Source organism: Leucobacter chromiiresistens, from assembly GCF_900102345.1.
GTDB classification, from domain to species: domain Bacteria; phylum Actinomycetota; class Actinomycetes; order Actinomycetales; family Microbacteriaceae; genus Leucobacter; species Leucobacter chromiiresistens.
The window spans coordinates 1,927,978-1,953,357 of record NZ_FNKB01000001.1 but is presented as its reverse complement, the minus strand read 5'-3'; the positions used below and the strand labels follow the sequence as shown (position 1 = coordinate 1,953,357).

Annotated in this window: 19 protein-coding genes; 8 read left to right on the top strand and 11 right to left on the bottom strand. The window is 72.1% G+C overall.

From position 1 onward, the window contains the following. The first annotated feature begins 92 nt into the window (after positions 1-92). Entirely contained in the window at positions 93-1,178 is a 1,086-nt protein-coding gene (locus BLT44_RS08900) for an NADH:flavin oxidoreductase/NADH oxidase (RefSeq protein ID WP_074690149.1), read from the top strand. A 174-nt stretch (positions 1,179-1,352) separates the two neighbouring features. Here BLT44_RS08900 and BLT44_RS08895 read toward each other — a convergent pair whose 3' ends face one another. The 7 genes from BLT44_RS08895 to BLT44_RS08865 form a co-directional block, all read right to left on the bottom strand. After that, the gene (locus BLT44_RS08895; RefSeq protein ID WP_010157466.1) at positions 1,353-2,192 is read right to left on the bottom strand and encodes an SDR family NAD(P)-dependent oxidoreductase; all 840 of its coding nucleotides are present in this window, start codon (positions 2,190-2,192) and stop codon (positions 1,353-1,355) included. A 101-nt stretch (positions 2,193-2,293) separates the two neighbouring features. Next, positions 2,294-3,151 (bottom strand): ABC transporter substrate-binding protein, encoded by an 858-nt coding sequence (locus tag BLT44_RS08890; protein ID WP_010157468.1) that lies wholly within the window; start codon positions 3,149-3,151, stop codon positions 2,294-2,296. Positions 3,152-3,227: 76 nt separating this feature from the next. After that, positions 3,228-3,980: an amino acid ABC transporter permease gene (locus BLT44_RS08885; protein WP_010157469.1), complete on the bottom strand. Its 753-nt coding sequence runs from the start codon at positions 3,978-3,980 to the stop codon at positions 3,228-3,230. Beyond that, positions 3,977-4,621: an amino acid ABC transporter permease gene (locus BLT44_RS08880; RefSeq protein WP_010157470.1), complete on the bottom strand. Its 645-nt coding sequence runs from the start codon at positions 4,619-4,621 to the stop codon at positions 3,977-3,979. The genes BLT44_RS08885 and BLT44_RS08880 overlap by 4 nt, the downstream gene beginning before the upstream one ends. Before the next feature lies 1 nt (position 4,622). Further along, positions 4,623-5,423 carry an amino acid ABC transporter ATP-binding protein gene (locus tag BLT44_RS08875; protein WP_010157471.1) on the bottom strand — a complete coding sequence of 267 codons (801 nt, stop codon included), beginning with the start codon at positions 5,421-5,423 and terminating at the stop codon, positions 4,623-4,625. Positions 5,424-5,442: 19 nt separating this feature from the next. After that, positions 5,443-6,429, bottom strand: coding sequence for a dipeptidase (locus tag BLT44_RS08870; protein ID WP_010157472.1), 987 nt, complete (start codon positions 6,427-6,429; stop codon positions 5,443-5,445). Positions 6,430-6,438: 9 nt separating this feature from the next. After that, entirely contained in the window at positions 6,439-8,970 is a 2,532-nt protein-coding gene (locus BLT44_RS08865) for a hypothetical protein (RefSeq protein WP_010157473.1), read from the bottom strand. 199 nt (positions 8,971-9,169) lie between these two features. Here BLT44_RS08865 and BLT44_RS08860 point away from each other — a divergent pair, with 199 nt between their 5' ends. The 3 genes from BLT44_RS08860 to BLT44_RS08850 all read left to right on the top strand — a co-directional run bounded on the left by BLT44_RS08860 (position 9,170) and on the right by BLT44_RS08850 (position 12,921). After that, complete coding sequence (locus BLT44_RS08860; RefSeq protein ID WP_010157474.1) at positions 9,170-9,880, top strand: IclR family transcriptional regulator; 711 nt, start codon at positions 9,170-9,172, stop codon at positions 9,878-9,880. 19 nt (positions 9,881-9,899) lie between these two features. Then, complete coding sequence (locus BLT44_RS08855) at positions 9,900-11,093, top strand: winged helix DNA-binding domain-containing protein (RefSeq protein ID WP_010157475.1); 1,194 nt, start codon at positions 9,900-9,902, stop codon at positions 11,091-11,093. A gap of 97 nt (positions 11,094-11,190) precedes the next feature. Continuing rightward, on the top strand, positions 11,191-12,921 hold the full coding sequence (locus BLT44_RS08850; protein WP_010157476.1) for a cation:proton antiporter: 1,731 nt from the start codon (positions 11,191-11,193) through the stop codon (positions 12,919-12,921). A gap of 10 nt (positions 12,922-12,931) precedes the next feature. Here BLT44_RS08850 and BLT44_RS08845 read toward each other — a convergent pair whose 3' ends face one another. Then, positions 12,932-13,423, bottom strand: coding sequence for an Lrp/AsnC family transcriptional regulator (locus BLT44_RS08845; RefSeq protein WP_010157477.1), 492 nt, complete (start codon positions 13,421-13,423; stop codon positions 12,932-12,934). A gap of 187 nt (positions 13,424-13,610) precedes the next feature. Here BLT44_RS08845 and ald point away from each other — a divergent pair, with 187 nt between their 5' ends. Then, positions 13,611-14,735 carry an alanine dehydrogenase gene (ald, locus tag BLT44_RS08840; protein ID WP_010157478.1) on the top strand — a complete coding sequence of 375 codons (1,125 nt, stop codon included), beginning with the start codon at positions 13,611-13,613 and terminating at the stop codon, positions 14,733-14,735. 71 nt (positions 14,736-14,806) lie between these two features. Continuing rightward, positions 14,807-15,262, top strand: coding sequence for a hypothetical protein (locus tag BLT44_RS08835; RefSeq protein ID WP_074690147.1), 456 nt, complete (start codon positions 14,807-14,809; stop codon positions 15,260-15,262). A 100-nt stretch (positions 15,263-15,362) separates the two neighbouring features. Here BLT44_RS08835 and BLT44_RS08830 read toward each other — a convergent pair whose 3' ends face one another. The 3 genes from BLT44_RS08830 to BLT44_RS08820 all read right to left on the bottom strand — a co-directional run bounded on the left by BLT44_RS08830 (position 15,363) and on the right by BLT44_RS08820 (position 21,764). After that, complete coding sequence (locus BLT44_RS08830; protein WP_010157481.1) at positions 15,363-16,655, bottom strand: pyridoxal phosphate-dependent aminotransferase; 1,293 nt, start codon at positions 16,653-16,655, stop codon at positions 15,363-15,365. After that, positions 16,649-20,338 (bottom strand): TM0106 family RecB-like putative nuclease, encoded by a 3,690-nt coding sequence (locus tag BLT44_RS08825; protein ID WP_010157482.1) that lies wholly within the window; start codon positions 20,336-20,338, stop codon positions 16,649-16,651. The genes BLT44_RS08830 and BLT44_RS08825 overlap by 7 nt, the downstream gene beginning before the upstream one ends. A 124-nt stretch (positions 20,339-20,462) precedes the next feature. Further along, entirely contained in the window at positions 20,463-21,764 is a 1,302-nt protein-coding gene (locus BLT44_RS08820) for an ATP-binding protein (protein ID WP_010157483.1), read from the bottom strand. Between the two features lie 340 nt (positions 21,765-22,104). Between BLT44_RS08820 and BLT44_RS08815 the strand changes: the two genes are divergently transcribed. Together BLT44_RS08815 and BLT44_RS08810 are read left to right on the top strand one after the other, a co-directional pair. Then, entirely contained in the window at positions 22,105-23,745 is a 1,641-nt protein-coding gene (locus BLT44_RS08815; RefSeq protein WP_074690145.1) for a DEAD/DEAH box helicase, read from the top strand. Between the two features lie 357 nt (positions 23,746-24,102). Beyond that, complete coding sequence (locus tag BLT44_RS08810; RefSeq protein WP_029608367.1) at positions 24,103-25,326, top strand: MFS transporter; 1,224 nt, start codon at positions 24,103-24,105, stop codon at positions 25,324-25,326. Positions 25,327-25,380 lie beyond the last annotated feature (54 nt).

Here is a 25,380-nt window from a genome sequence, read left to right as displayed (position 1 = left end):
AAGTGACCCCGCTCCCGCTCCCGGGAGGGAGAGGGAGAAAGAGAGGGGGTCGGACGCGGTGATCACAGGCGGCGGGAGTAGGCTCACTGGCTATGGCTGATCCGCTGCTCTTCCGTCCGTTCACGCTCCGCGATCTCGAGATCCGCAACCGACTGTGGGTGGCGCCGATGTGCCAGTACTCGGTCGACGCCGAGGACGGCGTCGTCGGCGACTGGCACCTGCAGCACCTCGGCGGCTTCGCACGCGGCGGCGCCGGTCTCGTCTTCATGGAGGCGACCGCGGTGACCCCCGAGGGCCGCATCAGCCCCCGCTGCCCCGGCATCTGGGACGACGCGCAGCTGCCCCCGCTCCGGCGCATCGTCGATGCGGCGCACGCGCACGGCGCGAAGATCGGCGTGCAACTCGCGCACGCGGGGCGCAAGGGATCGACTCACCCGTCGCTGCCCGGCTTCCCCGAAGGGTCGGTGCCCGAGGCCGAGGGCGGCTGGGAGACCGTCGCGCCGTCGGCCGTGCCGTTCGGCGAGTACGCGACGCCGCGCGCCCTGGAGACCGCCGAGATCGCCGGCGTGGTGCAGGCCTTCGTCGACGGCGCGAGCCGCGCCGCGAGCGTCGGGTTCGACGCCGTCGAGATCCACGCCGCCCACGGCTACCTCGTCCACGAGTTCCTCTCGCCGTTCTCGAACGAGCGCACCGACGAGTACGGCGGCGACCTCGCCGGGCGGGCCCGCCTGCTCCGCGAGATCGTGCGCGCGGTGCGGGCAGAGCACCCGACCCTGCCCATCGTGGTGCGCCTCTCGGCCACCGAGTGGATCGACGGCGGCTTCGACGGCGCCGAGGCGACCCGCGTCACGGAATGGCTGGCGGAGGACGGCGCCGACCTCGTCGACGCGTCGACGGCGGGCAACACCCCGGGCGCGCCGATTCCGGTGGGCCCCTCCTATCAGGTGCCGCTCGCCGCCGAGCTGCGACGGTCGGGTGCGCTCCCCGTGGGCGCGGTCGGCCTCATCACGAGCGCGCAGCAGGCCGAGGGCATCCTCGCCACGGGCCAGGCCGACGTCGTGTCGCTCGGCCGCCCGCTGCTCGCGAACCCGCACCTGCCGATCAGCTGGGCGCACGAGCTGCGCGCACCGGCTGCCGAGGCGCTCGTGCCGCCGCAGTACGCGCGGGCGCGGTTCTAGCCGCGCGCGCCGCCCCCGCCAGCCGGTCGGGTCGCGCCGCGGCCGCTCCCGGCGCGAGGCTTCGGTGAGCGATTCGGCTTCGGTGAGCAGGAACCCGCGCCCGCGGGGGCACCGGAGCGGCATCGCTCACCGAAGCCGGGGACCGGGAACGCAGGGGCCCGCCGCCGAGGCGCCTCAGCCTGCCTCGCCGACGAGGGCGAGCGACTGCTCCCAGAGCTCGCGCGCGAGTTCGGGATCGTGCACCTCGGGGCTCACCTTCACGGCGATGGCCCGCGATTCGTAATAGGCGCCCGGCGTGAACGTCGACCCCGGCGTCCCCTCGGCGAGCCAGACCAGTTGATCCGCCCCGGCGTCGGCGCTGATCGTGAAGAGGCGCTTGAGCGGGGTGTGGTAGACGAGCCGCATGAGGTGCGTCGTGTCGCTCGCGAAGCTGCTCGCGACGACCCCGGGATGGAAGGCGGCGGCCGAGATGCCCTCCGCGCCGTGCCGGCGCTGCAGCTCGGCGGTGAAGAGGATGTTGGCGAGTTTGGCGTTGCCGTACGCGCGCTGCGGCGCGTACCGCCGCGCGTTCTGCAGGTCGGTGATGTCGAACCGGCTGAACGCGCGGGCGGCGAGGCTCGCCGTCTGCACGACCGTCGCCCGCCCCGCGGCCAGCGCGGGCATCAGCAGGCGGGTGAGCAGGAACGGGGCGAGGTGGTTGACCTGGAAGGTCTGCTCGTACCCGTCGACCGTGAGGGTGCGGTCTCCCATGATTCCGCCGGCGTTGTTCGCGAGCACGTCGATGCGGTCGTGCTCCGCGAGCAGCGCTGCGGCGAGCGCGCGCACCTGCGAGAGGTCGGCGAAGTCGGCGAGGTGGAACGGGGCTCCGAGCTCTGCGGCGATGGCTTGCGTCTTGTCGGGCGATCGCCCGACGAGCACGACCCGGTGACCGTTGCGGTGCAGCCGGCGAGCGGCCGCGGCTCCGATGCCGTCGCTGGCGCCGGTGATGACGATGGTGCTGCCGTTCGCGTGCATGAGTCCAGGGTAGCGATACGCGCCAGCCCCGCCCCGGCACGATTCGTCGGCGGGGCGGGGCGGGGCGGGGCGGAGCGGCAGTGGGCCCCCGCGGCGGCTGCCTAGAGCAGGTTCGGCTCGCCCGGATCGGCGATCTCCGCCGGGAACCCGTACTTCTCGGCCAGCTCGGCGATCGTGCCGTCTTCGCGCAGCTGCGCGATGTCGTCGTTGATCGCGTCGCCCAGCGAGTCGTTGTCGAGGCCGACGGGGAAGTTCGTCTGCCCGACGTTCACCGTCGCGGAGAGACGCGGATCGGCCTCGAGCGGTTCGACGGTCGCCCCCTCGACGGGGTACAGCTCGAGCAGCGTCACGGCTGCGCCGAGCCCGAGCACGGCTCCGTCGATGCGCCCCGCCTGGAAGTCTGCGAACTCCGCATCGTTGTTCGCGTACAGCTTCAGCTTGCCGCCGAGCAGATCCTGCATCTCCTCGACGCCGACGAGCGCCTGTCCGGCTCCGACCGCATCGAGCTCGGTGAGCTCGTCGACGGTCTGCACGCCGGTCGTCGAGACCACCGACAGCGGCGAGGTGACGACCGGGTCGCTCAGCCGCACCACCTCCGAGCGCTCCTTCGTGCGGTACCAGCTGCCGAGGGTCGTATCGGCTCGACCGGTCTGCACGGACGTGATCATCGCCGATCCGTCGCCCTGCACGAGCTCGAGGTCGAGGCACTCCATCTTCGCGATCTCGGCGATGATCTCCCCCTCGATGCCGACGAACTCGCCCTCCTCCATGTATGCGAAGGGCGGGTAGTCGTAGTGGGCGACGGTGAGCACGCCGGGCTTGATGGTCTCGATGCCGTCGTGGGCGGGGACGCAGTCTTCGGCGACCGCCTCCGAGCCGCCGCCCGCGCTGCTGCATCCGGCGAGGAGCAGAGCGGCGGCGGCCCCGAGGGCTGCGGTGCGGGTCAGTCGGTGCTTCATGGGTGCCTCCTGATGGGTGTGGGTGTGCGTTCGGTCGAGGGGTGGGCGGTACGGGGGCGGACGTGGAGCGCGCGGATCACGCCGGTGCGTGCTCTCGCGTCACCGCGGGCGAGACGACGGGGCCGGGCGCACCGGCGCCGCGCAGCGCTCGCCGCTTGCGTCGGGGCGGCTTCCCGCCCCCGAGCCGCTGCTCGAGCCGGCCCGCCATGACGGCGCCCGGGATCGCGATGACGGCGTAGACGAACGCCGCTGCGAGGTACACCGACATATACCGCCAGTTGATCGCCCCGCTGAGGTATGCGGCGTGCATGATCTCGGCGACGGTGATCACGCTCGCGAGCGAGGTGATGTGGAACATGGTGATGGTCAGGTTCACGAGCGGCGGGATCGAGATGCGCGCCGCCTGGGGCAGGATGATGTACCGGAACCGGTCGGCGCGTCCGAGCCCCAGCGCATCGGCGGCGTCGGTCTGCCCGTGCGGGAGCGCCGAGATGCTCGCGCGGATCATCTCGGCGGAGTAGGCGGCGGCCGTGATGGTGAGCGCGATGACCGCCGAGGGGATCGCGTCGATGAGCACGCCGAGCTGCGGCAGGCCGCGGTACACGATGTACAGCAGCACGAGCGCGGGCAGCCCGCGTCCGGTCTCGACGACCGCGATCGTCGTCCAGCGGATCCATCGGCTGCGCGACTCGGAGAGGACGGCCAGGAAGAACCCGAGCGGGTACCCGATCACGCAGGAGACGACGGTGAGCATGATGGCCACGCCCAGGCCGGGCAGCAGCGCGGAGATGTGCGTCGGCCAATCCCAGAGCCAGGAGAAGTCGTTCATAGTACGGCGTACCTCCGGGTCAAGCGGGCGTGCACGCCGCGCGACAGGGCTCCGAGCGGAACGCTGAGCGCGAGGTACATCAGGCCCGCGAATGCGAAGAAGGTGAGGCCCTCGCCGAAGTACTGCACCTGCAGCCCGGCGACGAAGGTGATCTCGGCGACGCCGATGGTCGAGGCGAGCGCCGATTCCTTGATGAGGCCGACGAGATAGGTCGCGACCGTCGGCGAGACCGCGCGGAAGAGCTGCGGGTAGAGCACGTCCTTGGCGGTCGCGAAGCGGCCGAGACCGAGCGCCGCGCTGGCCTCCCACTGGCCCGGCTTGATGGCGTTCAGCCCGCCGCGGTAGATCTCGGCCATGCTCGCGACCGCGATGACGCTGAGCGTGATGAGCGCCGAGGTCACCGCGCCCAGGGTGATGCCGAGCTGCGTGATCCCGAAGAAGACGATGAAGAGCCACACGAGCGTCGGCACGCCGCGCACGATGTGCACGAAGCCCCAGTAGAGCGCGCGCAGCGGGGCGAACCGGCTTCGCGAGAGCAGCATGACGGGGGCGCCGAGCACGATCCCGATCGCCCCCGACACGGCGGTGAGGAGGATCGTCATGCCTGCGGCGAGCGCGATGGCGAGCAGTGCGTCGCCCATCTCAGCGCCCCAGCACCGCGGAGAGGAAGCGGCCCACGCGCGGGCTCTTCGGCTCCGTCATGATCTGCTCGGGCTGCCCCTGCTCGACGATGGCTCCGTCGACCATCACGATGACGCGGTTCGAGACGTGGCGCGCGAACTCCATCTCGTGCGTCGCGATCAGCATGGTCATGCCCGAATCCGCGAGCTCGCGCATGACGGTGAGGATCTCGGCGCCGACCTCGGGGTCGAGCCCCGAGGTCGGCTCGTCGAAGAGCATGAGCTCGGGATCCATCGCGAGCGCTCGCGCGATGGCGATGCGCTGCTGCTGCCCGCCCGAGCACTGGCTCGGGTAGGCGTCGGCCTTCGCCGCGAGCCCGACGCGGTCGAGCAGGGATCGCGCTCGGTCACGGGCCTCGTCGGCGCTGCGGCCGAGCACCCGCTTCTGCGCGAGCTCGATATTCTGCGCGGCGGTGAGGTGCGGGAAGAGGTTGAAGGACTGGAACACCATTCCGGCCTGCCGTCGCAGGCGCGCGACCTGCGCCCGCGCCGGTGGGCTCCCCTCCGCGAACTCGATCTCCTCGTCGCCGATGGAGAGCGCACCCGAGTCGGGCAGTTCGAGCAGGTTGAGGCATCTGAGGAAGGTGCTCTTGCCGGCGCCCGACGGGCCGATGACGGAGATCACCTCCCCGCGGCCGACGGCCAGGGAGACATCGTCGATGGCGCGATGCTCGCCGAAGCGCTTGACGATCCGCTCCGCGTTGAGGAACGGGCGCAGGGTGGAACCGGTGTACGTCGTCGTTGACGTATCGATGACAGCCATGGGTTCGGTTCCTCTCGGCCTAGAGCTCTCGGAAGACGGTGTCGTAGAAGCGCAGCCAGTTCTCGCCCATGATCGCGGCGACCTCCGCCTCGGCGAAGCCGCGCTCGCGCAGGCACACCTCGGCGTTCGGGAACTGCGCGGGGGTGCTGAACCAGTCGAGCGGCGGGGTGGGCCCCGGTGCGGACGGCCCCGACGCGCCGTATTGGATCTCGCGCGCCCAGCGCCCCTGCCGCATCCATTCGACGTACGCGAAGCCGCCGTTCTGGTCGAGGTCGGTGCCGATGCCGACGCGCTCGATGCCGACCCGGTCGACCGTCCACGCGACGAGTTCGGACCACCGCTGCGGGGTCGTGTACTCCCCGACGAGGTTGCGGTACACCGAGACGCCGATCATGCCGTCGCGTTCGCGCAGTGCATCGAGTACCCGATCCGACTTGTTGCGGGGGTGCGGGGCGAGCGAGGCAGGGTTCGCGTGCGTGATGGCGACGGGTTCGCCGGATGCCTCGATGGCGTCGAGCGTCGTCTGCTCGCCGACGTGCGACAGGTCGATGACCATGCCGCAGCGGTTCATCTCCTGCACGACGTACCGCCCGTACCGGGAGAGCCCGCTGTCGTGCGGCTCGTAGCAGCTGCCCCCGAGGTCGTTCTGGATGTTGTAGGTGAGCTGCCCGACGCGCGTGCCCATGCGGGCGAACAGCTCGACGTAGCCGAGGCGGCCCTGCAGGAACGATACGTTCTGGAAGCCCAGGATGATGGCGGTGCGACCGGATTCCGCGATGCGCCGGATGTCGTCGGCGCGGTAGGCGATCTCGACGAGGTCGGCGTTGTCCTCCGCCATGTTGCGCCACTTCACGATCTGGTCCATGGATTCGGTGGCGTCCTCCCAGAACCCGACGGTGACGGTGATCGCTCCGAGCCCTCCGGCCGCCACCTCCTCGAGGGAGGGGCGGTTGCCGGGGCGCTCGGTCTCGAGCGGTGAGCAGAGCAGGCTGTCGACGTAGATCATCGGTCTCCTTCAGACGGACGCGTGGTGGGCGGTGGTGAGCGGGATGTAGTGGTCGGTGTCGCGGTTCGGGTCGGACGAGTTGGCGACCTCCGCGGGGTCGAAGAGCCGCGTGAGCTGCTGGCCGGGCACGTAGACGTCCTTCACCGTGCCGGTGTGCTGCCGCGAGAGGGGCGTGTCGGGGTAGAGGCCCGCATTCCCCGGGTAGTAGACGTCCCACCACTGCTGCGCGGGCACCTCGATTCCCTCGCGCAGCAGCGCGGCGAAGCCGTCGTCGAAGCGGGCGCGCGCCGCCTCCGGATCAGCGCTCCGCCGGGCGCGGTAGCGGCCCTCCTCGGCGCGCACCGGTTCCCAGTCGACGCCGATGCGTGCGAGGGCGAGGGCGAGGCCGGGCTCTGCGCCGTCGGGCCGGAGGTCGACGAGGCGCACGTCTCGGGCGGAGTCGGCGACGGCTGCGGCGATCCGGTGCACGAGTACGTGGCCCACGGTGTGCAGGCTCGCGCCGTGGCAGTCGATGACGAGCGCGCCGTCGGCGAGCTCCGCCGCGGGGGCCCGCCACTCGCGGGCCCGGCCCGCCTCGTCGAGCTCGCGCGCCAGCGCGCCCGCGAACCCCGTGATCGCCGCCGGGTCAGCGATCAGCGCGGTGACGAAGAAGTCGCGGGCGCCGTGCCACGACCCCTCCGGCACCTCGAGCGCCTGCATCGCCCGCCCTCCGGCGAGCCGCAGCTCGCGGAACTTCATCGTGATCCGCTCCGCGGGGTCGTGCCGCGGCGCGACGATGGCGCTCACCTTCGGGGAGAGCGCGGGCGCTGCGGATCCCGGGGTCGCAGCTGCGGGGTCCTCCGTCACGGCCGGGCGGTAGTTCCACCACCACTCGTCGGCGTGGGCCGTGGCGAGTTCGTCGCGGAACGGGGCTCCGTCGTAGATGAGGCCGAGCACGGAGCGGTTCAGGAAGTCCTCGGTGCGGTCGAGGCCGTGGATGCAGGAGTTCATGAGTCGCACGAGCCAGACCGGTACGAAGTCGATGTCGTGGGGATCGGCGTGCGGCACGGCGTACGGCATCTCGCGCAGCGCGACCGCCGATCGCGCCATGTGCTCGAGCGCGGGCCGGGCGGCGATGACGGATCCGATGGGCGTGAGCGGGTCGACGGCGTCGAGCGCTGCGAGCAGCTCCCGCGCCCGCGTGGGATAGTTCGGGATCACCTCGTGCGCGCCGGGCACCTCCTCCGCGGGGCCGGAGCGGGGCTCCTCGGCGGCCCGCGACTGGTACCACACCCGGTCGCGGTGCTCGGCGTCGTTGAGCGGCATCCGGAACGCCCAGCCGAAGGTGTCGAGCAGCGCCTCACGCACCTCCGATGCCGGCAGCTGCGGGTCGAGGTCGAGGGTCTCATCGAAGTTCAGGCGATCCTGCACCAGCGCGTCGGCGAAGTCGGGGTCGAGCTCGATCAGGAGGGTGTGGAACGTGCTGAGCGCCTCGGGCGACACCCGGCCATTGACGAACCGGTGCGCTGCGGCGAGCGGGGTCTCCCCCGAGGCCCGCTCGATGTCGCCGCGGCGAGCGGCGCGCACGGCGGCGCGGATGCGGCGGAGGTCGGCGGCGAGCTGCTTGCCGTTCGTGAAGACGCGGTACTGGGTGTCTTCGAGGGCGCGGTACTGGATGGTGCGGTCGAGCAGCGCCTCGAGCCGCGCGAATCGCGGATCCCCCGCTTCGATCGGCAGCTCCAGCGCGTGCCGGGCGGCCTCGACGGTGAGCGACATGTAGGTGTGGATGAGCGCCGGGCGGTTGTAGACGAACATCACGAGGCCGAGCGCGGAGCCGTTGCCGACTCCGATGTGCCGGCGCACCTCGGGCGCGAGGCCGACGGCGGTGCCGGGGGCGTCGAGGCGGGCGAGCTCCTCCACCACGTCGACGGAGAGCTCCCGCATCAGGTAGGCCGAGAGCATCTGCGCGTGGTACGACAGGGCGAGGGGGTGCCCGGCCGGGATGGCGGGGAACGACACCGATCCGAAGGTGCCGTTGCCGTCCAGGCCGGTGTTGCGCATCAGGTACCCCACCCGCTTCACCTCTGCGGCGTCGGGCTGCTGGCCCGCGGCCAGCGAGTCGCGCACGTGCTTGAAGAGGCGCAGGCTCTGGTTCGACCGCATCCAGATGAGCGTGCCCTCCGGGGCGCGCCCCTCATACAGCTTCGGCAGCTCCGCGGCGGACGCGGCGATCTGGTCGTCGCTCGCGACGCCGTCGATGAGCGTGCCGATCATGTCCCACGACGATCCGATGATGCGGCCGGTGCGGTTGACGCCCCGCGGTTCGCTCAGCCAGGCGGCGTAGGTGATGCTTCCCGAAGGCGTCTCGATCGTGTAGCGGGCCGCGCCGTTGCCCCGTGCGTCGAGTTCGAGCAGGTCTCGGCGAATGCGCCATCCCTCCCGCAGCATCCGGGCGAGGAAGCTCCGCGATGCGCTCAGCCGCGTCGGCTGCAGGGCCCCGAGGCTCCGCGGGTCCATCACCCGTTCGGGTGAGAACGCCTCGTCGAGGTAGGGATTCCGCATCGTATCCGCTCCAATCATCGTTGATTCGTCGAAAGCCCCGAATCAATGGATTAAGTATTCTTTAATCATGATTCAGGTATATTGAAAACAGTAAACAGCCCTCAGCGGCGCGTCAAGAGGGCGCCGCCGAAAATCTCGGCGACAGTGAGAAGCAGCCCTTGCGCCGAGCGGCAGTCTCGGCGCCCGATCGGAGAGAGCAATGTCCGGCCAGACCACCCTGCAGTCCGTCGAGAAGACGATCCGCGTGCTCGAGGAGTTCATGCACTTCGACCGAGCCGCGATCGCGCTCTCCGAGATCGCGGAGGCGCTCGGGTGGAGCCGGCCCGCCACGCACCAGTACCTGACCACGCTGGTGCACACGGGGTGGCTGCAGCAGGACTCGCAGCGCAGATACCGTCTCTCGATCCGCGCCGCCGCGTTCGGGCGCTTCGCGACGGCGCACGCGGGCGTGCCCGAAGCCGTGTCGCGGCGCATGCGCGCCCTCGTGGAGCAGCTCGAGGAGCCGATCTCGTTCGCCGTGCGCAACGGCGAATCGGCGCTGATCGTGGAGCGGATCGAGCCGAGGCGCTCCCTGTCCGTGCGTCGCGAGGCCGAGCGGATGCTGCCGCTCAGCTCGACCTCGGGCCAGGTGCTCCTCGCCTTCGATCCCCACGCGACGGACGCGGAGCGGGAGCCGCACCTCGCCGACCTGGCCGCGATCAGGGAGCGCGGCTACTCCGTGCACCGGGCGGTGTGGATGGGCGACGCGATCGAGGTCATCGCCGTGCCCCTCATGCAGGGCGACGAGTGCCTCGGCGCCCTGAGCGTCATCGCCCCCGAGGGGCGAATGGTGATGGAGGAGTCCATCCGCGTCATGCTCGAAGCGCGCCGAGTGCTCGAGAGCGAACTCGCCGCGGGGTTGGACGCCTGACCCCGCCTACACTGGGGCCATGAACGAGACGCTCTCCCCCGACGATGTGCTCCGAATGCGGATGCGCGCCCTCGGCCTCGCGGGGCACGACGGGGCCGAGGGGGGCCGGAGCTCGACCGACGACACCGCTCACGACGGGGCGGAGCGCATCGCCGCCGTCGCGCGGCGCATGCTCGCGCTGCAGGGCCAGGACTGGCGGTCCGCACGGTGGGCGCTCGGCGTGCGCGCCCCCGGCACGACGTCTGCCGACGTCGAGGCCGCGTTCGACTCCCGACGCATCGTGCGCTCCTGGCCCATGCGGGGCACCGTGCACATCGTCGCCGCGGAGGACATCCGCTGGATGCAGCTCGCCACCAACCATCGCGTGCTGGCGGGAGCCCCGAAGCGCCGGGCGTTCCTCGGCATCGACGACGCGGTGCTCGACCGACTCGTCGACACGTCGCTGCTCGCGCTCGCCGCCGCGGGCCCCGCCGGGCTGGACCGCGACCGACTCGCCGCGACCTGGACGGAAGCGGGCATCGACTGGCAGCCCAACTGGCGGTACCACCTCATCTGGTGGATCTGCCAGAACGGCCTCGCCGCATTCGGCCCGATCGGGCCCGGGGGCGAACCCCTGCTCGTCGCGACGGAGCACTGGATCACGGCCTCCCGCGATCTCGCCGGCGACGCGGCCCTGCACGAGCTCGCGGTGCGGTACGCCGCAGCCCGCGGGCCGTTCCGGGAGAAGGATCTCGCCTGGTGGACCGGCCTCACCGTCGCAGAGGCCCGGATCGGCATCGCCGCGGCGGCGGAGAGCGGCGCGCTCGCCCCCGTTCGCGCTCGCGACGCCGCAGGCGAGACGGTGCTCGGGGCCGCCGGGAAGCTGTGGGTCGATCCGGGGCTGCTCGGAGCGACCCGCGACGCCCCCCTCCCGGAGTGGAGGCTCCTCGCGGCCTTCGACGAGCACCTGCTGGGCTACTCCGAGCGCTCGCCGCAGCTCGACCCCGAGCACTTCGCCCGCATCGTGCCCGGCCGCAACGGCATGTTCCTGCCGACCGTCGTCGAGCGCGGCGTCGTCGTGGGCACCTGGAAGCGGCGCCGCACGCGCGCCGGCGGCCTCGACGTCGCGCCGTTCCCGGGCGCGCGGATCGACCTCGGCGCGCTCGCGGCCGCGAACCGCGACTGGGCGGCGTTCCACGGCGTCGCCGCCGGAGACGTCGCGCTCGCCGAATAGGAGAAACGGTGCGACGCCCCGCCCGGCGACCCGCCGAGCCCGCGTCGCGCGCTCGCGCGGGCCGGGGCCCCATCGGGCCCGTCGCTAGAATCGACGCATGGAAATCGGCCTGATCGCAGTCGCCGCCGTGGTCGTGCTCGTCGGGACGTCGATCCTCGGCAGCAAGATCGGCGTCGCGGCCCCCCTCCTCCTCGTCATCGTCGGCATCGGCGCGGGATACCTGCCGTTCGTCCCGCCCGTCGAGATCGACCCCGAGATCATCCTCATCGGGGTGCTGCCGCCCCTCCTGTACTCCGCGGCCGTGAACGTGCCGCTCGTGGACTTCCGCAGGAATCTGCGCCCGGTGGTCGGCCTCTCCGTGCTGCTCGTGATCATCTCGGCCGTCGCGATCGGCTTCATCCTCCACTGGGCCGTGCCCGCCATCCCGCTGCCCGCCGCCATCGCCCTCGGCGCCGTCATCAGCCCGACCGATGCGGTCGCCGCGACATCCATCGGCAAGCGGCTCGGCATGCCCGAGCGCCTCGTCTCGATCCTCGAGGGCGAGAGCCTCGTCAACGATGCGACCTCGCTCGTGCTGCTGAAGACCGCGCTCGCCGCCGTCGCCGGCAGCTTCGTCTTCTGGGACGCGGCGGGCTCCTTCGGCTTCTCCGTGATCGCCGCGATCGCCATCGGCCTCGTGATGGGCGCGGTCACCGTCTGGATCCGATCCAAGCTGCGCAATCCCGTGTACGACACCATCATCTCGTTCGTGGTGCCGTTCGTCGCCTTCATGCCCGCCGAGGAGCTCGGGGCATCGGGCGTGCTCGCCGTCGTGGTCACCGGCCTCTACACCGGGCACCACGCCGCGAAGCGGTTCTCGGCGACGGCCCGCATGAACGAGCGCCTCAACTGGCGCACTGTGCAGTTCGGCCTGGAGAACGGCGTCTTCCTCGTCATGGGCCTCCAGCTGCATACCCTCCTCGACGAGGTGGACGACACCCAGCTGCAGCTCGAGCACGTCGCGCTCGTCGCGCTCGGCCTCGTGGCGGTGCTCATCCTGCTGCGCGGCCTGTTCATGGTTCCGCTCATCTGGAGCATGCGCGGCGATCAGGGGCGGTACCAGCAGCGCAGCGACGGGTTCACGCGCATCCTCACGCGCGCCCGCCGCGCCGAGACCACCGAGCGGCGGCTGCGCAAGCTCGAACTGCTGGAGCAGCGCTCCCGCGCCGACCTCGCGCACGAGCGCGAGCAGCAGCTCGGGTGGCGCGACGGCGTGCTGCTGTCGTGGAGCGGCATGCGCGGCGTCGTCACGCTCGCCGCCGCGCAGTCGATCTCCACAGACGTGCCCTACCGCCCCCAGCTGATCCTGATCGCCTTCGCGGTCGCCGTCGTCACCCTGCTGCTGCACGGGCTCACGCTGCCGCTGCTGATCGCGAAGCTGTGGCCCGAAGGGGCGAACGGATCGCGCACCGCCGAGCTCCAGTCCCTCGGCCGCGATCTGCTCGAGGCGGCCGACACCGCGCTCGAGGACGAGATCGAGAATGATGCGGAGGCGGAGGACGGCCGGATCGTGCCCGACGACGACGTGGTGAAACGGGTGCGCGCGGCCGCGAAGAGCACGCTCGCACCGCTCGTGTTTCCCTCCGTCTCCACCGGCGCGACGCGGGCGTTCGCGCAGGAGACCCAGGCGGCGTGCTATCGCAGGCTCGCGCGCACCGTGCTCGACGCGCAGCGCGACGCGCTGCTCGAGGAGCGCGCGATCGGCCGCTACAGCTCGCAGGCGCTGCGCGCCGCGGAGCTCGCGCTCGACGCGCAGGAGACGAGGATCACGCCGCCCCTCGCGCACTGAAGCGCACCGCTCACGCCTGCATGCGCACCGGGTTCTGATGGTGGCTGAACACGATGCTCGTGCGGGTCGACGAGATCGCGGGGTGCGCCGAGAGGTGCTCGACGACGAAGTCGCGCACGTGGTCGGAGTCGCGCACGGCGAGGTGGATGATGAAGTCCTCGACGCCGCCGAGGAAGAAGAGCTGCATGACCTCGGGCAGCCCGCGCAGCTCGTCGGCGAGCTCCGTGATCCGCTGCCGCGCCCCCGACCGCACGGTGACGCTGACGAGCACCTCCAGGTCGAGACCGATTGCCCGAGGGTCGACGGACGCCGTGAAGCCGGTGATGATCTTCCGGGCGACGAGGCTGCGCACGCGCGCGATGCAGGTCGACGCCGCCACGCCGACCCGCTCGGCCAGCTCGGCGTTGGTGATGCGCCCGTTCGCCTGCAGCTCGTCGACGATCTTGCGATCCACATCGTCGAGATCTGCGCCATCACGCAGAATCTTCGAAGTCTCGACCACTTTATCTCGCCTCTCACTCATGTCGCGCTCACATCCACTCTCCACGCCGAAGAGTATTCAGAGCAACTGCAACTCTGACGAATATACTGCACACTGTAGAGGTTCGACCGCAATGGATCGCGCTGCATCCGGCAGGTTCGCGAGTCGGCACCGCATCAGTACAACGCAGATTCCATTGGAGCATCTCATGCGCGTCGGTATTCCCACCGAAATCAAGAACAACGAGAACCGCGTCGCGATCACGCAGGCCGGCGTCGTCGAGCTCACCCGTCGCGGGCACGAGGTGCTCGTGCAGGCGGGCGCCGGCATCGGCTCGGCGATCACCGACGACGAGTACGCCGCAGCGGGCGCGCAGATCGTCGAGGGCGCCGAAGACGTGTGGGCGCAGGCCGACATGATCCTGAAGGTCAAGGAGCCCATCGCGGCCGAGTACGACAAGCTGCGCAAGGGCCAGGTGCTCTTCACCTACCTCCACCTCGCAGCCGACAAGACGCTCACGGAGCAGGTGCTCGAGTCGGGCACCACCGCCATCGCCTACGAGACGGTGCAGGCCGGCCGCGCGCTGCCGCTCCTCGCCCCCATGTCGGAGGTCGCCGGGCGCCTCTCCGCACAGGTCGGCGCGTACTCCCTCATGAAGGCGAACGGCGGGCGCGGCGTGCTGCTCGGCGGCGTCACCGCGACGCGCCGCGGCAAGGTCGTCGTCATCGGCGGCGGCGCGGCGGGCGAGCAGGCCGCTCGCATCGCCTTCGGCATGGGCGCCGAGGTCACCGTGATCGACATCTCGATCCCGCGCCTCAAGCAGCTCGAGGACGAGTTCGGCGGGCGCATCCAGACGCGCACCTCGAACGCGCACAACATCACCGAATCGCTCAAGGACGCCGACCTGGTCATCGGCTCGGTGCTCATCCCGGGCGAGAAGGCCCCGAAGCTCGTCACCGACGAGATGGTCGCGCAGATGAAGCCGGGCTCCGTGCTCGTCGACATCGCCATCGACCAGGGCGGCTGCTTCGAGAACTCGCGCCCCACCACGCACGACGACCCCACCTTCCAGGTGCACAACTCGATCTACTACTGCGTGGCGAACATGCCCGGCGCCGTTCCCGAGACCTCGACCGCGGCGCTCACCAACGCCACCCTCCCCTACGTCGTCGCACTCGCCGACAAGGGCTGGGTCGCGGCGCTGCAGGCCGACGAGTCGCTCGCCAAGGGCCTCAACGCGCATGACGGCGTGCTCACCTTCAAGGGCGTCGCCGACGCGTTCCCCGAGCTCGCCTACTCGAGCGTCGACGAGGTGCTCGCCGCCAACGCGTGAGCCGCGGCCCGCGCGCCCGGTTCTCCGTTCGCGGTGCAACCGGGGCTCGCGGAGCGCGTACTCTGGAACTCATGGATTTGAAGTTCTCCTTCGGAGGGGCGTCTCCCGATCATCATCACGATGACGGGGGCGCCCCTTCGGGCATTCCCCTCCCCTTCACCACGAAGACGCCCGGCTCGACGAGCAGCGAGCTCGAGGCGACGGTGCGCCGCGAGGGCGCGCAGCTCGTCGGCGAGGTCGTCACGGGCGACGGCGTCACCTATGCGCGGGCCGAGGTGCCGCTGCGCGACGAGCAGCCCGACGCGGCGGCGCTGGCGAAGGCCGCGCGATCCGCGCTCGCCCGCGCGGTCGCCGCGCTCGAGGGGCCGCTCGCGGAATCCGTGCGCGTCGTCGGCTTCGCGCTCGGCGCGGGCTCGCGCGATGCCGCCGAGCAGCTCGGCATCGATCCCGCCGCCCCGGCGGTCGACGAGGCCCTGCAGCGCAGAATCGGCGTCGCCGCCGGCACCCCCGTCCGCATCGACGGCTGACCGCCGGCCGCTTCCGGCCTCGCCCGGCGCGACCCGATCGCACTGCGAGGCCGGGCGCTGGGCGTCGCTCCACCACGCTCGGCGCAGGGGCCCCGTTTCGCTATCCGGCGCTCTGGAACCGCACGATCCGCTCGAGCGCCTCCGCGACGGCGCTCTCGCCTGCCGCGTAGGAGAGCCGAACCGCGCGGGATCCCGCGACGGGGTCGAAGTCGACTCCGGGCACGACGGCGACATCGGCCTCGGCGAGCAGCCGACGCGCGTAGTCGACTGAGTCGGTGAAGCGCTCGAGCTGCGGCCCGAGCTCGGAGTAGTAGTAGAACGCACCGTCCGAGGGCGCGGCGATGCCCCATCCGAGCGACGGCTCGGCGTCGAGGATGAGCCTGCGCGCGCGGGCGAACCCCGTCACGATCGCGTCGCGCTCGGCGTACGACTCGTCCGTGAACGCGGTGAGCGCGAGCTCCTGGGCGGGCGCGGGCGGCGAGAGTGCGAAGTTCGATGCGAGCGCCTCGAACGGCGCGACCAGGGAGTCGGGCAGGAGCGCCCAGCCGAGCCGCCAGCCGGTCATCCCCCAGTACTTCGAGAACGAATTGATGACGATGGCCTCGCGGTCGAGCTCGCGCGCCGTGACGCCCCGGCGATCCTGCCCGTCGTCGCCGAACGTGATGCCGTGGTAGATCTCGTCGCTCACGAGGCGCACGCCGCGCAGCGAGCACCAGGCGACCAGCGCGGCGAGGGCGGCGCGGTCGAGCATCGTTCCGGTGGGATTCGCCGGCGAGGCGAGTACGAGCCCCGCGAGCTCGCCGTGCTCCGCGACGGCGGCGTCGAGCAGCGCCGGCGTCGGCTGGTACCGGGTGGCCGGCCCGGTCTGGATCTCGATGACGTGAACGCCGAGCGCCGTGAGGATGTTGCGGTAAGCGGGGTAGCCGGGACTCGCGAGCGCGACGCGATCGCCCGGGTCGAATGCGGCGAGGAAGGCGAGCTGGAAGGCCCCCGACGAGCCGGTGGTGATCGCGACCGACGCCGGATCGACCTCGACTCCGTACCACTGCCGGTAGTGCCCGGCGACGGCCTCGCGCAGCGGCGCCGTGCCGAGCGGGCCCGTGTAGCCGGCCGGCCGCAGCGTTCCGGGAACGGCGCGCGCGCTCGGTTCGCCCGCGCAGAGCGAGACGACGTCGTGGCCGCCGGCCCGGCGTCGCGCGATCTCGTCGGTGATCCGCATCACCTCGAAGGCGGGGATGCCCGATCTGCGCGACACCCGGGGCGGCACCGCCACGCGTCGCTGTTCGCCTCCGGGTTCGCCGCCGGGTTTGCCGCCGGGCTCGTCGCCGACGCGGGCGGGCGGCGGCAGCGGACGTGACGGCGGCGTCTTGATGGGTCCTCCGGGATTCACCATGACTCCACGTTAGCGGGGCGGGCGCGTTCCACAAGCCGCAGGTAGCCCGAGAGAGCGGCGACGCCCTCGGTGGTCGTCGGGAGTCCGTCGCCGAGGCGATCCGACGAGACGAGGTGCGCCGACCACTGCGCGCGGCTGATCGCGACGTTCAACCGGTTCCGCATGAGCAGGAACTCGAGACCCCGGGGCACTTCGGCGGCGCTCGACGCGGCGAGCGTCACGATCGCGATCACCGCCTCCTGCCCCTGGAATTTGTCGACGGTGCCGACCCGCACGGCTCCGAGCCCCGCGCGGTCGAGTTCGCGCGAGACGCATTCGACCTGGGCATTGTAGGGCGCGACGACGATGAGGTCGGCGGGCGTCAGCGCACGTTCGGCCGCTCCAGGGCTGCGCAGCGCGCCGCGGAGGGAGCGGCGCACCACCTCCACCACGTGCCGCGCCTCCTCCTCCGAGTGCGTCGCGTTGCCCGAGTGGGTCAGGGCGTGCCAGTGGAGGCCCGGGGCGCCCGCGCCGACGACCTCGCGCTCGGCGGTGCTCGGATGCGCGCGGAGCCGCCCCTCGTACGCCAGTTCGGAGACCACGTCCGCGAGCTCGGGGCGCATGCGCCGCGTCTCGGCGAGGAAGTAGCCGAGGTGCTCCGGGATCGTCTCGTGCGCGCCGAGCAGCCACCCGAGCGCCGAGGTGTCGACGGGCTCCGGGTGCGACCCCTGCGAGACCTGCGGCAGCTGCTGCGGGTCGCCGAGCAGCAGTACGCGGCGCGCGGCGACCGAGGCCGCGATGGTCGGGGCGAGCGAGAACTGGCCGGCTTCATCGACGACGAGCAGGTCGAGCTGGTGCCGCCCGATGCGCTCGGGGTTGCTGAAGTCCCAGGCCGTCCCCCCGATCACGGCGCCGCGCCCCGCGCGCTCGTGGCCCGTGAGGAAGGCCGCCTGCCCGCCGCTGCGCAGCACCGTGTAGGGCGCCGTTGCGGTTTCGGCAGGGTCGGCCCCGCGCTGGGCGGCCTTGCCGACCCGGGCGGGGGCGAGACCCGCGCGCACGACACCCGAGAGCACGTTCTCGACGACGCGGTGCGACTGCGCGACGACGCCCACGACCCAGCCGTCCTCCTCGACGAGCCGACGGATGACCCGCGCGGCGAGATAGGTCTTGCCCGTTCCGGGCGGCCCCTGCACTGCGAGCGCCGACCGGTCGAGTCGACGCAGGGAGGCGATCACCGCTCCGATGCGTCGAGCGTCGGCATCGCCGCCGCCCGCTGCGAGGGCCGCGTCGGACGCCGGGGCGACGAGAGCCGCATCGCCCGCGAGGCGCGGCGGTTCCCGGCGCAGCAGGTCGACGGCGGGGTCGGCGGGGAACGCTCCGCGATCGAGCGACCGGGCGAGCGCCGACCCCCACTCCTCGATCGCGCCCTTCTGCGCTCCGGCGCGCGGCGGAGGGCCCGGCGTCAGCGCGATCGGCAGCTGCGCGTAGTGGTCGGCGCGCGGCGGCAGCGTCTCCTGGACGGTGGCCCCGTCGTCGCGCGCTTCGACGATCCTGACCGGTCGCGCGCCGCGGGATCCGGGCGCTGAGCCGTACTGCGGAAACGGCGCCGGATGCGGGTAGAGGGCGAACGCCTCCCCGTCGGGCCGGAAGCGCGACCCGGGGGCGGGCTCTCCCCCGAGCCGCACGAGTCGCCGCTCGGCGCGCGCACGCGGAGGCGTGTGCCACTCCGCCTCGACGCGGCTCGCCCGCGGGTCGACGACCAGCACGTCCCTCGTGTCGGCCCAGTCCTCGACGGGGTCGATCAGCCGCGCGAAGTGCGCCCACCAGAACGACTTCTGCTCGCGCTCGTGATAGTCGATCGCGCTCGCGGCGATGGCTGCCGCAGCCCGATCATCGGCCCGGTCGAGCTCGGCGAACCGTGCGGCGTGCGCAGCGAGCTCGGCGCTCGTGCGGCTGAGCTCGAGCCGCGGCCCGCCGGCCTGCTCCGGCGCCGCCTGCTCGGGCGGGAACGGCGCGATGCCGTGCTGCCGCGCCAGCCGCAGCAGCCAGTCGCGTAGTCGGAGCGTCGAGACGCAGTCGTACCGGTTGTACTCGCCGATCGCCTCCATCCGGCGCCGCCCCTCGGACTGCGCCGCGGGATCGTCCGAGGCGAGCTGCGCGCTCGCCTCGGCGTACTCCGTCACCGACTGCTCGCCGCTCGTCACGCCGTCGGCATCGCGCAGCTCGGCGCCCATGTACAGCGGTTCGAGCTTCTTGATCGAGTACGAGCGGGTGCCGACCCGCAGCGCGGCGCGCACGATCGGGTACAGGTCGACGAGCACGTGCTCGCGGAGCAGCGCATCGACCTCCGCCTCTCCGACTCCGTGGCGCGCCGCGATGGAGGCGAGGTGCGTGCGCTCGTAGGCCGCGTAGTGGTAGATCTTCATCGCGGGGAAGCGCCGCCGCCGCTCGGCGACGAGCGCGAGGAACTCCTCGAGTGCGCGGCGCTCGGCGGCGAGATCGTGCGCCCAGATCGCGGTGAACCGCTCCTCGGCGTCGACCATGCCGAAGAGGTAGTCGATGCCCCACCGGGCGGTGTCGTCGGGGCCCGGTGCGCGGAACAGCGGGTCGCCCTCGAAATCGAAGAACAGGTCCCCCGCGTCGGGCGCGGGAATCGCCGCGAGCGCTTCGGGCCGCGTGACGAGGAACGGCGGCGCCGATCCCCCATCGGCCGCGTCCCCGCGCTGCTGCAGCTGCGCCTGCTCGGCCAGCCGCTCCAGCACCGGTGCGGCGATGCCGGGGACCTGCAGCGCGCCCGATCGGGCGGCGCCGAGGCTGTCGGCGACGCGGTCGAGCGTGTGCAGACCCGCCTCGACGAGCGCGTCGCGCTGCGCCGCGCGGATGCCGGCGATGAGCAGCGGGTCGCGGGTGCGCTCCACCTCGGACGCGCACACCTCGCACCGCCCGCAGGCGACGATGCCCGCAGCACCCCAGGCGACGGCCTCTGCGTGCGCGCGCACGCCGTCGTCGCCGGCGGCGCGGAACCGGTCGACGATGAGCGCGTGCAGACGGGCGCGGCGGGCGCGGAACACGGGTGCGATGTCGGAGAGGCGATGCCGCGACTGCGCGCCGTCGCCGAGGATCAGCACCGCCGTCTCCGAGACGGGAACGCCGACGCGCTCGAGCTGCTCGGCGTACGCGGCGAGCTGCATCACGGCGGTCACCTTCGCGCGACGCGCGAGCTTCGTGTCCTGCACCTCGTAGCGGCCGTCGGGGCGGCGCCGCAGGAAGTCGGCGAACCCGACGAATCCGATCTCGGGGTCGCCGCCGCTCGCGGCGCGCTGCTGCGGGTCGAAGAAGGTCGCCTGGAACACGACCTCCGCCCCGCCCGCGAGGGCGGTCACCGTCTCGAACGCGACGACCCCGAGGTCGTCGGCCGACATGGACTGCGGCCTGGGCACGGAGACCACGCCTCCGGGCGCACCCGCCTCGCCCGCGCCGAACCGGTCGACGTACGCGGCGAGTACGCGCTCCTCGTGCGCGTCCCCGAGCCGCGCCGCGCGCCGCAGCATCGGGTCGTCGTCGGGGGGCACCGAGACGTCGCGTCCGAGCTTCGCGTCGAGCCGTCTCAGGAACGCGAATTCGCAACGGCTCGCCGCCGTGAGGTCGCTCGCGCTGGTGACGATGCGCTGCCCGGCGCCGTCGGCGCGATCCTGCACGAACATGCGGGCTCCTCTCGTTCACGGCGACCTCCGCCGACTCGCCCGACGCTACCGGGCACCTCCGACGCTACCGGGCGCCTCCGACATCGCACGTCGGACGCCCCGGGCTCCGCACGGCGGACGCCCGCTACAGGCGTGCGAGCGACTCGATGTCTTCGAGGAACGCGTCCTGCTGCTCCTCCGACACCGTGGCGCGCGTCACCGAGAGCGCCGACAGGTAGTCGTCGGTCGTGAGATCCGTGCGCGACGATGCGGATGCGGCGGCGACGGCCGCGTCCTCCCCGCCCCGGAGCACGCGGGCGAGCGCATCCTGCGAGGCCCGCCGCGCCGCGTACTCGATGTCGGCCGGGGTGAGCCCCTCGCTGACGCGCACGAGCTGCGCGAAGTCGATCGCCGCGGAGACGCTCGACGGCACGTAGCGGCGCCAGATCGCTTCGCGCGCCTCGGCATCGGGGAGCCCGATCGGCAGCACGTAGTCGAAGCGCCCGTGCCGCAGGAACGCCGCGTCGAGCGCGCGCACGAAGTTCGTCGCGCACACGAGCAGCATGCCCTCCCGGTCGCGGAAGTCGGCGACGACCTTGAGCAGCTCATTGGTGACTCCCTGCGTCGGCGTGGGCGGGTCGCTGCGCTGCGACGCGATCTCCTCGACCTCGTCGATGAACACGACGCCGTGCTCGAGCTCGGCGATCTGCTCGAAGACGGCGCGCAGCGACGAGGCCATGCTCGTCGCTCCGTCGCCGAGCCGAGACGGGAAGACCTCGATGAACGGCCAGTCGAGGCGCGACGCCACCGCCTTCGCGAACGTCGTCTTGCCCGTGCCCGGAGGCCCGAACAGCATCACCGCGTGCGGCGGTACGACGCCGTAGCGGTCGGCGAGATCGGGCTGCGCGAGCGGCGTCACGAGCCGCTCCTCGAGCAGCCGCTTCTCGTGCCGCATGCCGGCGACCTGCTCCCACAGATGGCGGGGCAGGATCCGACCGCCCAGGTCCTTCAGCAGCTCGAGCTCGCGTCGCTGCACGGGCATCTGCCGTTCGAGGTAGCGCAGATTGTGCTGCAGCTGGAAGCCGTTCGAGGTGAGCAGATCGATGCGGCTGCTCTCGGGCGTGAGCACGGAGAGCGTGCCCAGGCCGAGCGGCGCCATCTTCCGCTCCAGGGCGTCGAGCAGGGCGCCCGAGGTGTTGTCGCTGCGCGCCTCCTCCTCGACCCCGAAGAACACGATCCAGCCCTGCGCGTGCGCCGCGCGCCCGACCGCCGCCGCCACCACGTGCTCGTCGCGCACCGCCACGACCGCGTGATCCTCGCGGCACGACGCCGTGACCTCGGCGAGCGAGTACACGGGCTGCTCCGACGAGGAGTGCGCCTCCCACCACAGGCGCACCACCGCATCGAGGTCGTCGTCGTGGAAATCGCGTATCGTGATCCGTCCCATGCGCTCATGCTGGCAGACGACGTGCGCCCGTCGGCGCGCTCCCGTCAGAAAACGCCCGAAAGATCGCCCGGATTTCCGCACCGGAGAAAAGTCGCGTCGCGCGGCGCTCCCAGCCCGACCCGCTAAGCTGGTCGTTGCGAGTCGGCCGAGCCGGCTCGTGCGTCGCTGATGCTCAGCAGGCGGCGGTCGAAACCTCGACTCGCCGAGCCTCCGACTCTCTGCGGCGAACGGATGCGCAACCGCGCACTCGCCGATTCGGCCGCGACGCCGCGTGTCATGCCCGCCAGAGCCGTGCGCTCGGGGCTCGACCACGGCTCGCGCCCATGCACGAAAGGTCCCCGTGACCGAACAGACCACCGCCCCGACGCCCTCCTTCCAGGAGCTCGGGGTCCCCGCCCCCATCGCCGACGCCCTCGCCAAGAACGGCAAGGCGGCGCCCTTCCCGATCCAGCGCGACACCCTCCCCGACACGCTCGCCGGCCGCGACGTGCTCGGCCGCGGGCGCACCGGCTCCGGCAAGACCATCGCCTTCGGCATCCCCCTCGTCGCGAACCTCGCCGACGACGCCGCCCGGAAGCGCCGCCCGAGCCGCCCGCGCGCCATCGTGCTCGCACCGACCCGCGAACTCGTCACGCAGATCGCCGAGACGCTGAAGATGCTGGCCGACCCGATGGGCGTCAAGGTGACGACCATCTTCGGCGGCGTGCCGCAGCGCCGCCAGGAGGTCGCGCTCGAGGGCGGCGTCGACATCGTCGTCGCAGCCCCCGGCCGCCTCGACGACCTCATGAAGCAGCGACTCGTCGATCTCGGCTCGGTGGAGATCACCGTGCTCGACGAGGCCGACCACATGGCCGACATGGGCTTCCTGCCCGTCGTCACGCGCATTCTCAACGCCACGCCCAAGCAGGGCCAGCGCCTGCTCTTCAGCGCGACGCTCGACAACGGCGTGGACAACATCGTGAAGAAGTACCTGCACAACCCGATCCTGCACTCCGTCGACTCCGCCGAGTCGCCCGTGCCGCAGCTCACCCACCACGTCTTCGAGGTCGCGGGCAAGGAGCAGAAGGACGCGCTCATCGAGGCGCTCGCCTCGGGCACCGCCCGCCGCATCTTCTTCACGCGCATGAAGCACCAGGCGAAGAAGCTCGCCAAGCAGCTCACCGCCGCCGGCATCCCCGCGGTCGAGCTGCAGGGCAACCTGTCGCAGAACGCGCGCGACCGCAACCTCGCCGAGTTCGTCAGCGGCGAGGCGCGCGTGCTCGTCGCCACCGACGTCGCGGCTCGCGGCGTGCACGTCGACGGCGTCGACCTCGTCGTGCACATCGACCCGCCCGTCGAGCACAAGGCGTACCTGCACCGATCGGGCCGCACCGCCCGCGCGGGCAACGAGGGCGACGTCGTCACGCTGGTGCTCCCCGAGCAGCGCGGCGAGATGCGCCAGATCATGCGCGCCGCCAAGATCCGCGTCACGCCGCGCCCGGTGAACCCGAGCGCCGCGAACATCGACCCCGAGGTGCTCGCGCTCATCGGCGAGCTCGCTCCCCGCGTCGATCCGCGCGAGACCGAGCGCAAGCGGGCGGCCGCGCAGGTCGCTCAGCAGCGCGCGGCGGGCCACGCCCCCGCCGGCGAGGGGTCGAGTACGGGTGCGAACGCCAAGCGCAAGCGCTCGCGCGGCGGCCGCGGTCGCGGTGCGGGATCGGCGGGCGCCGGGCAGCGTCAGGCGGGCGACGGCCAGTCGCGCCGCTCGGCGAACCCGGGCGCCGGCGGGCAGGGCGGCGGCGGCCAGCGCCGCGGCGGCCAGGGCGGTCAGGGCGGTCAGGCGCAGGCGAGCGGCCAGGGCGGTCGCGGCCAGCAGGGCGGCCAGGGCGGCCAGTCGCGCCAGGGTTCCGGCTCGGGCGCCGAGGGCGGTCGCCGTCGGTCGGGCCGGCGCGCGCAGAGCTCGGGCGGCACCGTCTACTCCACGAGCAGCACGAGCCGCTGACCCGCACGCACTCCCGGAGGTGAGGCTGCCGGGCGGAGCCGTCGTTCGACGCTCCGCCCGGCAGTGCTGCATCCCCTCCCGCTGCTGCTCGACCGCGTTCGCGCAGGAGATTCGGCGTCGCGCGGACGCCGCGCCGGGATCGCCTCCGCGCAGCGCCGGATCTCCTGCGCGACGCGCGGCCGAAACCCCCTGGACGACGCGCGAGCCGGATCCCCTGCGCGACGCGCGAGCTGGATCCCCTGCGCGACGCGCGCCGCACGGCCGACACCCCGGATTCGCTCGATCTTCACGAAGAATACGCGCGAATCAGTGGAATGCCGACTCGAATATGGCCGATACCACGCATATACTCGTCTGATGGGCTTGTATCGTGATCTGGGGAGCAATCCCGGCGTGTTCCGCGTGCTCGGGTCGCAGCTCATGGCGCGCTTCCCCTTCGGGATGCTGTCGATCATCGTGCTGCTCCACATCCAGCTGGCGTACGGCGACTACACCTCGGCCGGCATCGTGCTCGCATCGCAGAGCGTCGGTCAGGCGGTCTCCGGCCCGCTGAGCAGCCGGTTGATGGGCAAGTGGGGCATGCGCCCCGTGCTCACCGCGACCTCGATCGCCTGCTCGGTGCTGCTCGTCGTGATCGCCGTCGTGCACCTGCCGCTGCCGGTCGTCACGGCGATCGCGCTGCTCGTCGGGCTGACGACGCCGCCCATCACCCCCGCCGTGCGCACCATGTACCCGAAGCTCGTGCCCGGGAAGCAGCTGCAGGCGCTCTTCTCCCTCGACGCCGCGGCGCAGGAGATCATCTGGGTGATCGGCCCGGTGGTCGCGGTGTTCGTCACGTCGCAGTTCAGCACGGCCGCCGGCCTCGGCGTCGCGGCCGCCTTCATGCTGCTCGGCGGCGCCTGGTTCATCTCGAGCCCGGCCCTCGGCAAGGTGAAGCTGCTCCCCTCGAAGCGCGGCCTCGGCGCGGTGCTCCGCTACCCCACCGTCGTCATCGGCACCATCCTCAGCTTCTTCTTCGTCGCCTCGTTCGCCGCCATCGAAGCGGGGATCGTCGCCGCCTTCGCCGGCCCCGACGGCGGCCACGGCAGCATCGAATCGGGCGTGGTGCTCGCGATCTTCGCCGGCGGCTCCCTGGTCGGCGGCCTGCTCATCGGGCATCGCGAGATGCGCCCGTGGTCGCCGGCGCTCCGCATCGTGCTCGTGCTGGCGGGCACCGCGGCCTGCCTCGTCAGCCTGAACATCTGGTGGCTCTGCGCCGTGCTCTTCATCGGCGGCATGGGCACCGCGCCCACGTTCGCGGCGATCTCGAACATCGTCAGCTCGACGGTGCGGTTCTCGGAGACGGCCGAGGCGTACGGCTGGATCGGCACCGGCACGCTCGTGGGCGTGGCCACCGGCTCGGCGCTCGCCGGCGTCGCCATCGACATCGGGGGCGCCCGCGGAGCCATCATCGTTTCGGCGGGTCTGCTCGCCGTGTGCGCGATCCTCGCCGTCGCCACCCTGCGCTGGATGCCCGACCTCAAGGGACGCTCCATCGAGCCGCCGCCCGAGACGGGCACGCTCACCATTCCGCTCCCGTAGCCCCGCTCGGCACCGCACCGGCACGGCACCCGCACCTCACCGCACAGGCACGGC

What these genes read in the sequence shown, in the direction of transcription:
- BLT44_RS08900 (WP_074690149.1), top strand. Translation starts at nt 93, where the DNA reads ATGGCTGATCCGCTGCTCTTCCGTCCGTTCACGCTCCGCGATCTCGAG.
- BLT44_RS08895 (WP_010157466.1), bottom strand. Translation starts at nt 2,192, where the DNA reads ATGCACGCGAACGGCAGCACCATCGTCATCACCGGCGCCAGCGACGGC.
- BLT44_RS08890 (WP_010157468.1), bottom strand. Translation starts at nt 3,151, where the DNA reads ATGAAGCACCGACTGACCCGCACCGCAGCCCTCGGGGCCGCCGCCGCT.
- BLT44_RS08885 (WP_010157469.1), bottom strand. Translation starts at nt 3,980, where the DNA reads ATGAACGACTTCTCCTGGCTCTGGGATTGGCCGACGCACATCTCCGCG.
- BLT44_RS08880 (WP_010157470.1), bottom strand. Translation starts at nt 4,621, where the DNA reads ATGGGCGACGCACTGCTCGCCATCGCGCTCGCCGCAGGCATGACGATC.
- BLT44_RS08875 (WP_010157471.1), bottom strand. Translation starts at nt 5,423, where the DNA reads ATGGCTGTCATCGATACGTCAACGACGACGTACACCGGTTCCACCCTG.
- BLT44_RS08870 (WP_010157472.1), bottom strand. Translation starts at nt 6,429, where the DNA reads ATGATCTACGTCGACAGCCTGCTCTGCTCACCGCTCGAGACCGAGCGC.
- BLT44_RS08865 (WP_010157473.1), bottom strand. Translation starts at nt 8,970, where the DNA reads ATGCGGAATCCCTACCTCGACGAGGCGTTCTCACCCGAACGGGTGATG.
- BLT44_RS08860 (WP_010157474.1), top strand. Translation starts at nt 9,170, where the DNA reads ATGTCCGGCCAGACCACCCTGCAGTCCGTCGAGAAGACGATCCGCGTG.
- BLT44_RS08855 (WP_010157475.1), top strand. Translation starts at nt 9,900, where the DNA reads ATGAACGAGACGCTCTCCCCCGACGATGTGCTCCGAATGCGGATGCGC.
- BLT44_RS08850 (WP_010157476.1), top strand. Translation starts at nt 11,191, where the DNA reads ATGGAAATCGGCCTGATCGCAGTCGCCGCCGTGGTCGTGCTCGTCGGG.
- ald (WP_010157478.1), top strand. Translation starts at nt 13,611, where the DNA reads ATGCGCGTCGGTATTCCCACCGAAATCAAGAACAACGAGAACCGCGTC.
- BLT44_RS08835 (WP_074690147.1), top strand. Translation starts at nt 14,807, where the DNA reads ATGGATTTGAAGTTCTCCTTCGGAGGGGCGTCTCCCGATCATCATCAC.
- BLT44_RS08830 (WP_010157481.1), bottom strand. Translation starts at nt 16,655, where the DNA reads ATGGTGAATCCCGGAGGACCCATCAAGACGCCGCCGTCACGTCCGCTG.
- BLT44_RS08825 (WP_010157482.1), bottom strand. Translation starts at nt 20,338, where the DNA reads ATGTTCGTGCAGGATCGCGCCGACGGCGCCGGGCAGCGCATCGTCACC.
- BLT44_RS08820 (WP_010157483.1), bottom strand. Translation starts at nt 21,764, where the DNA reads ATGGGACGGATCACGATACGCGATTTCCACGACGACGACCTCGATGCG.
- BLT44_RS08810 (WP_029608367.1), top strand. Translation starts at nt 24,103, where the DNA reads ATGGGCTTGTATCGTGATCTGGGGAGCAATCCCGGCGTGTTCCGCGTG.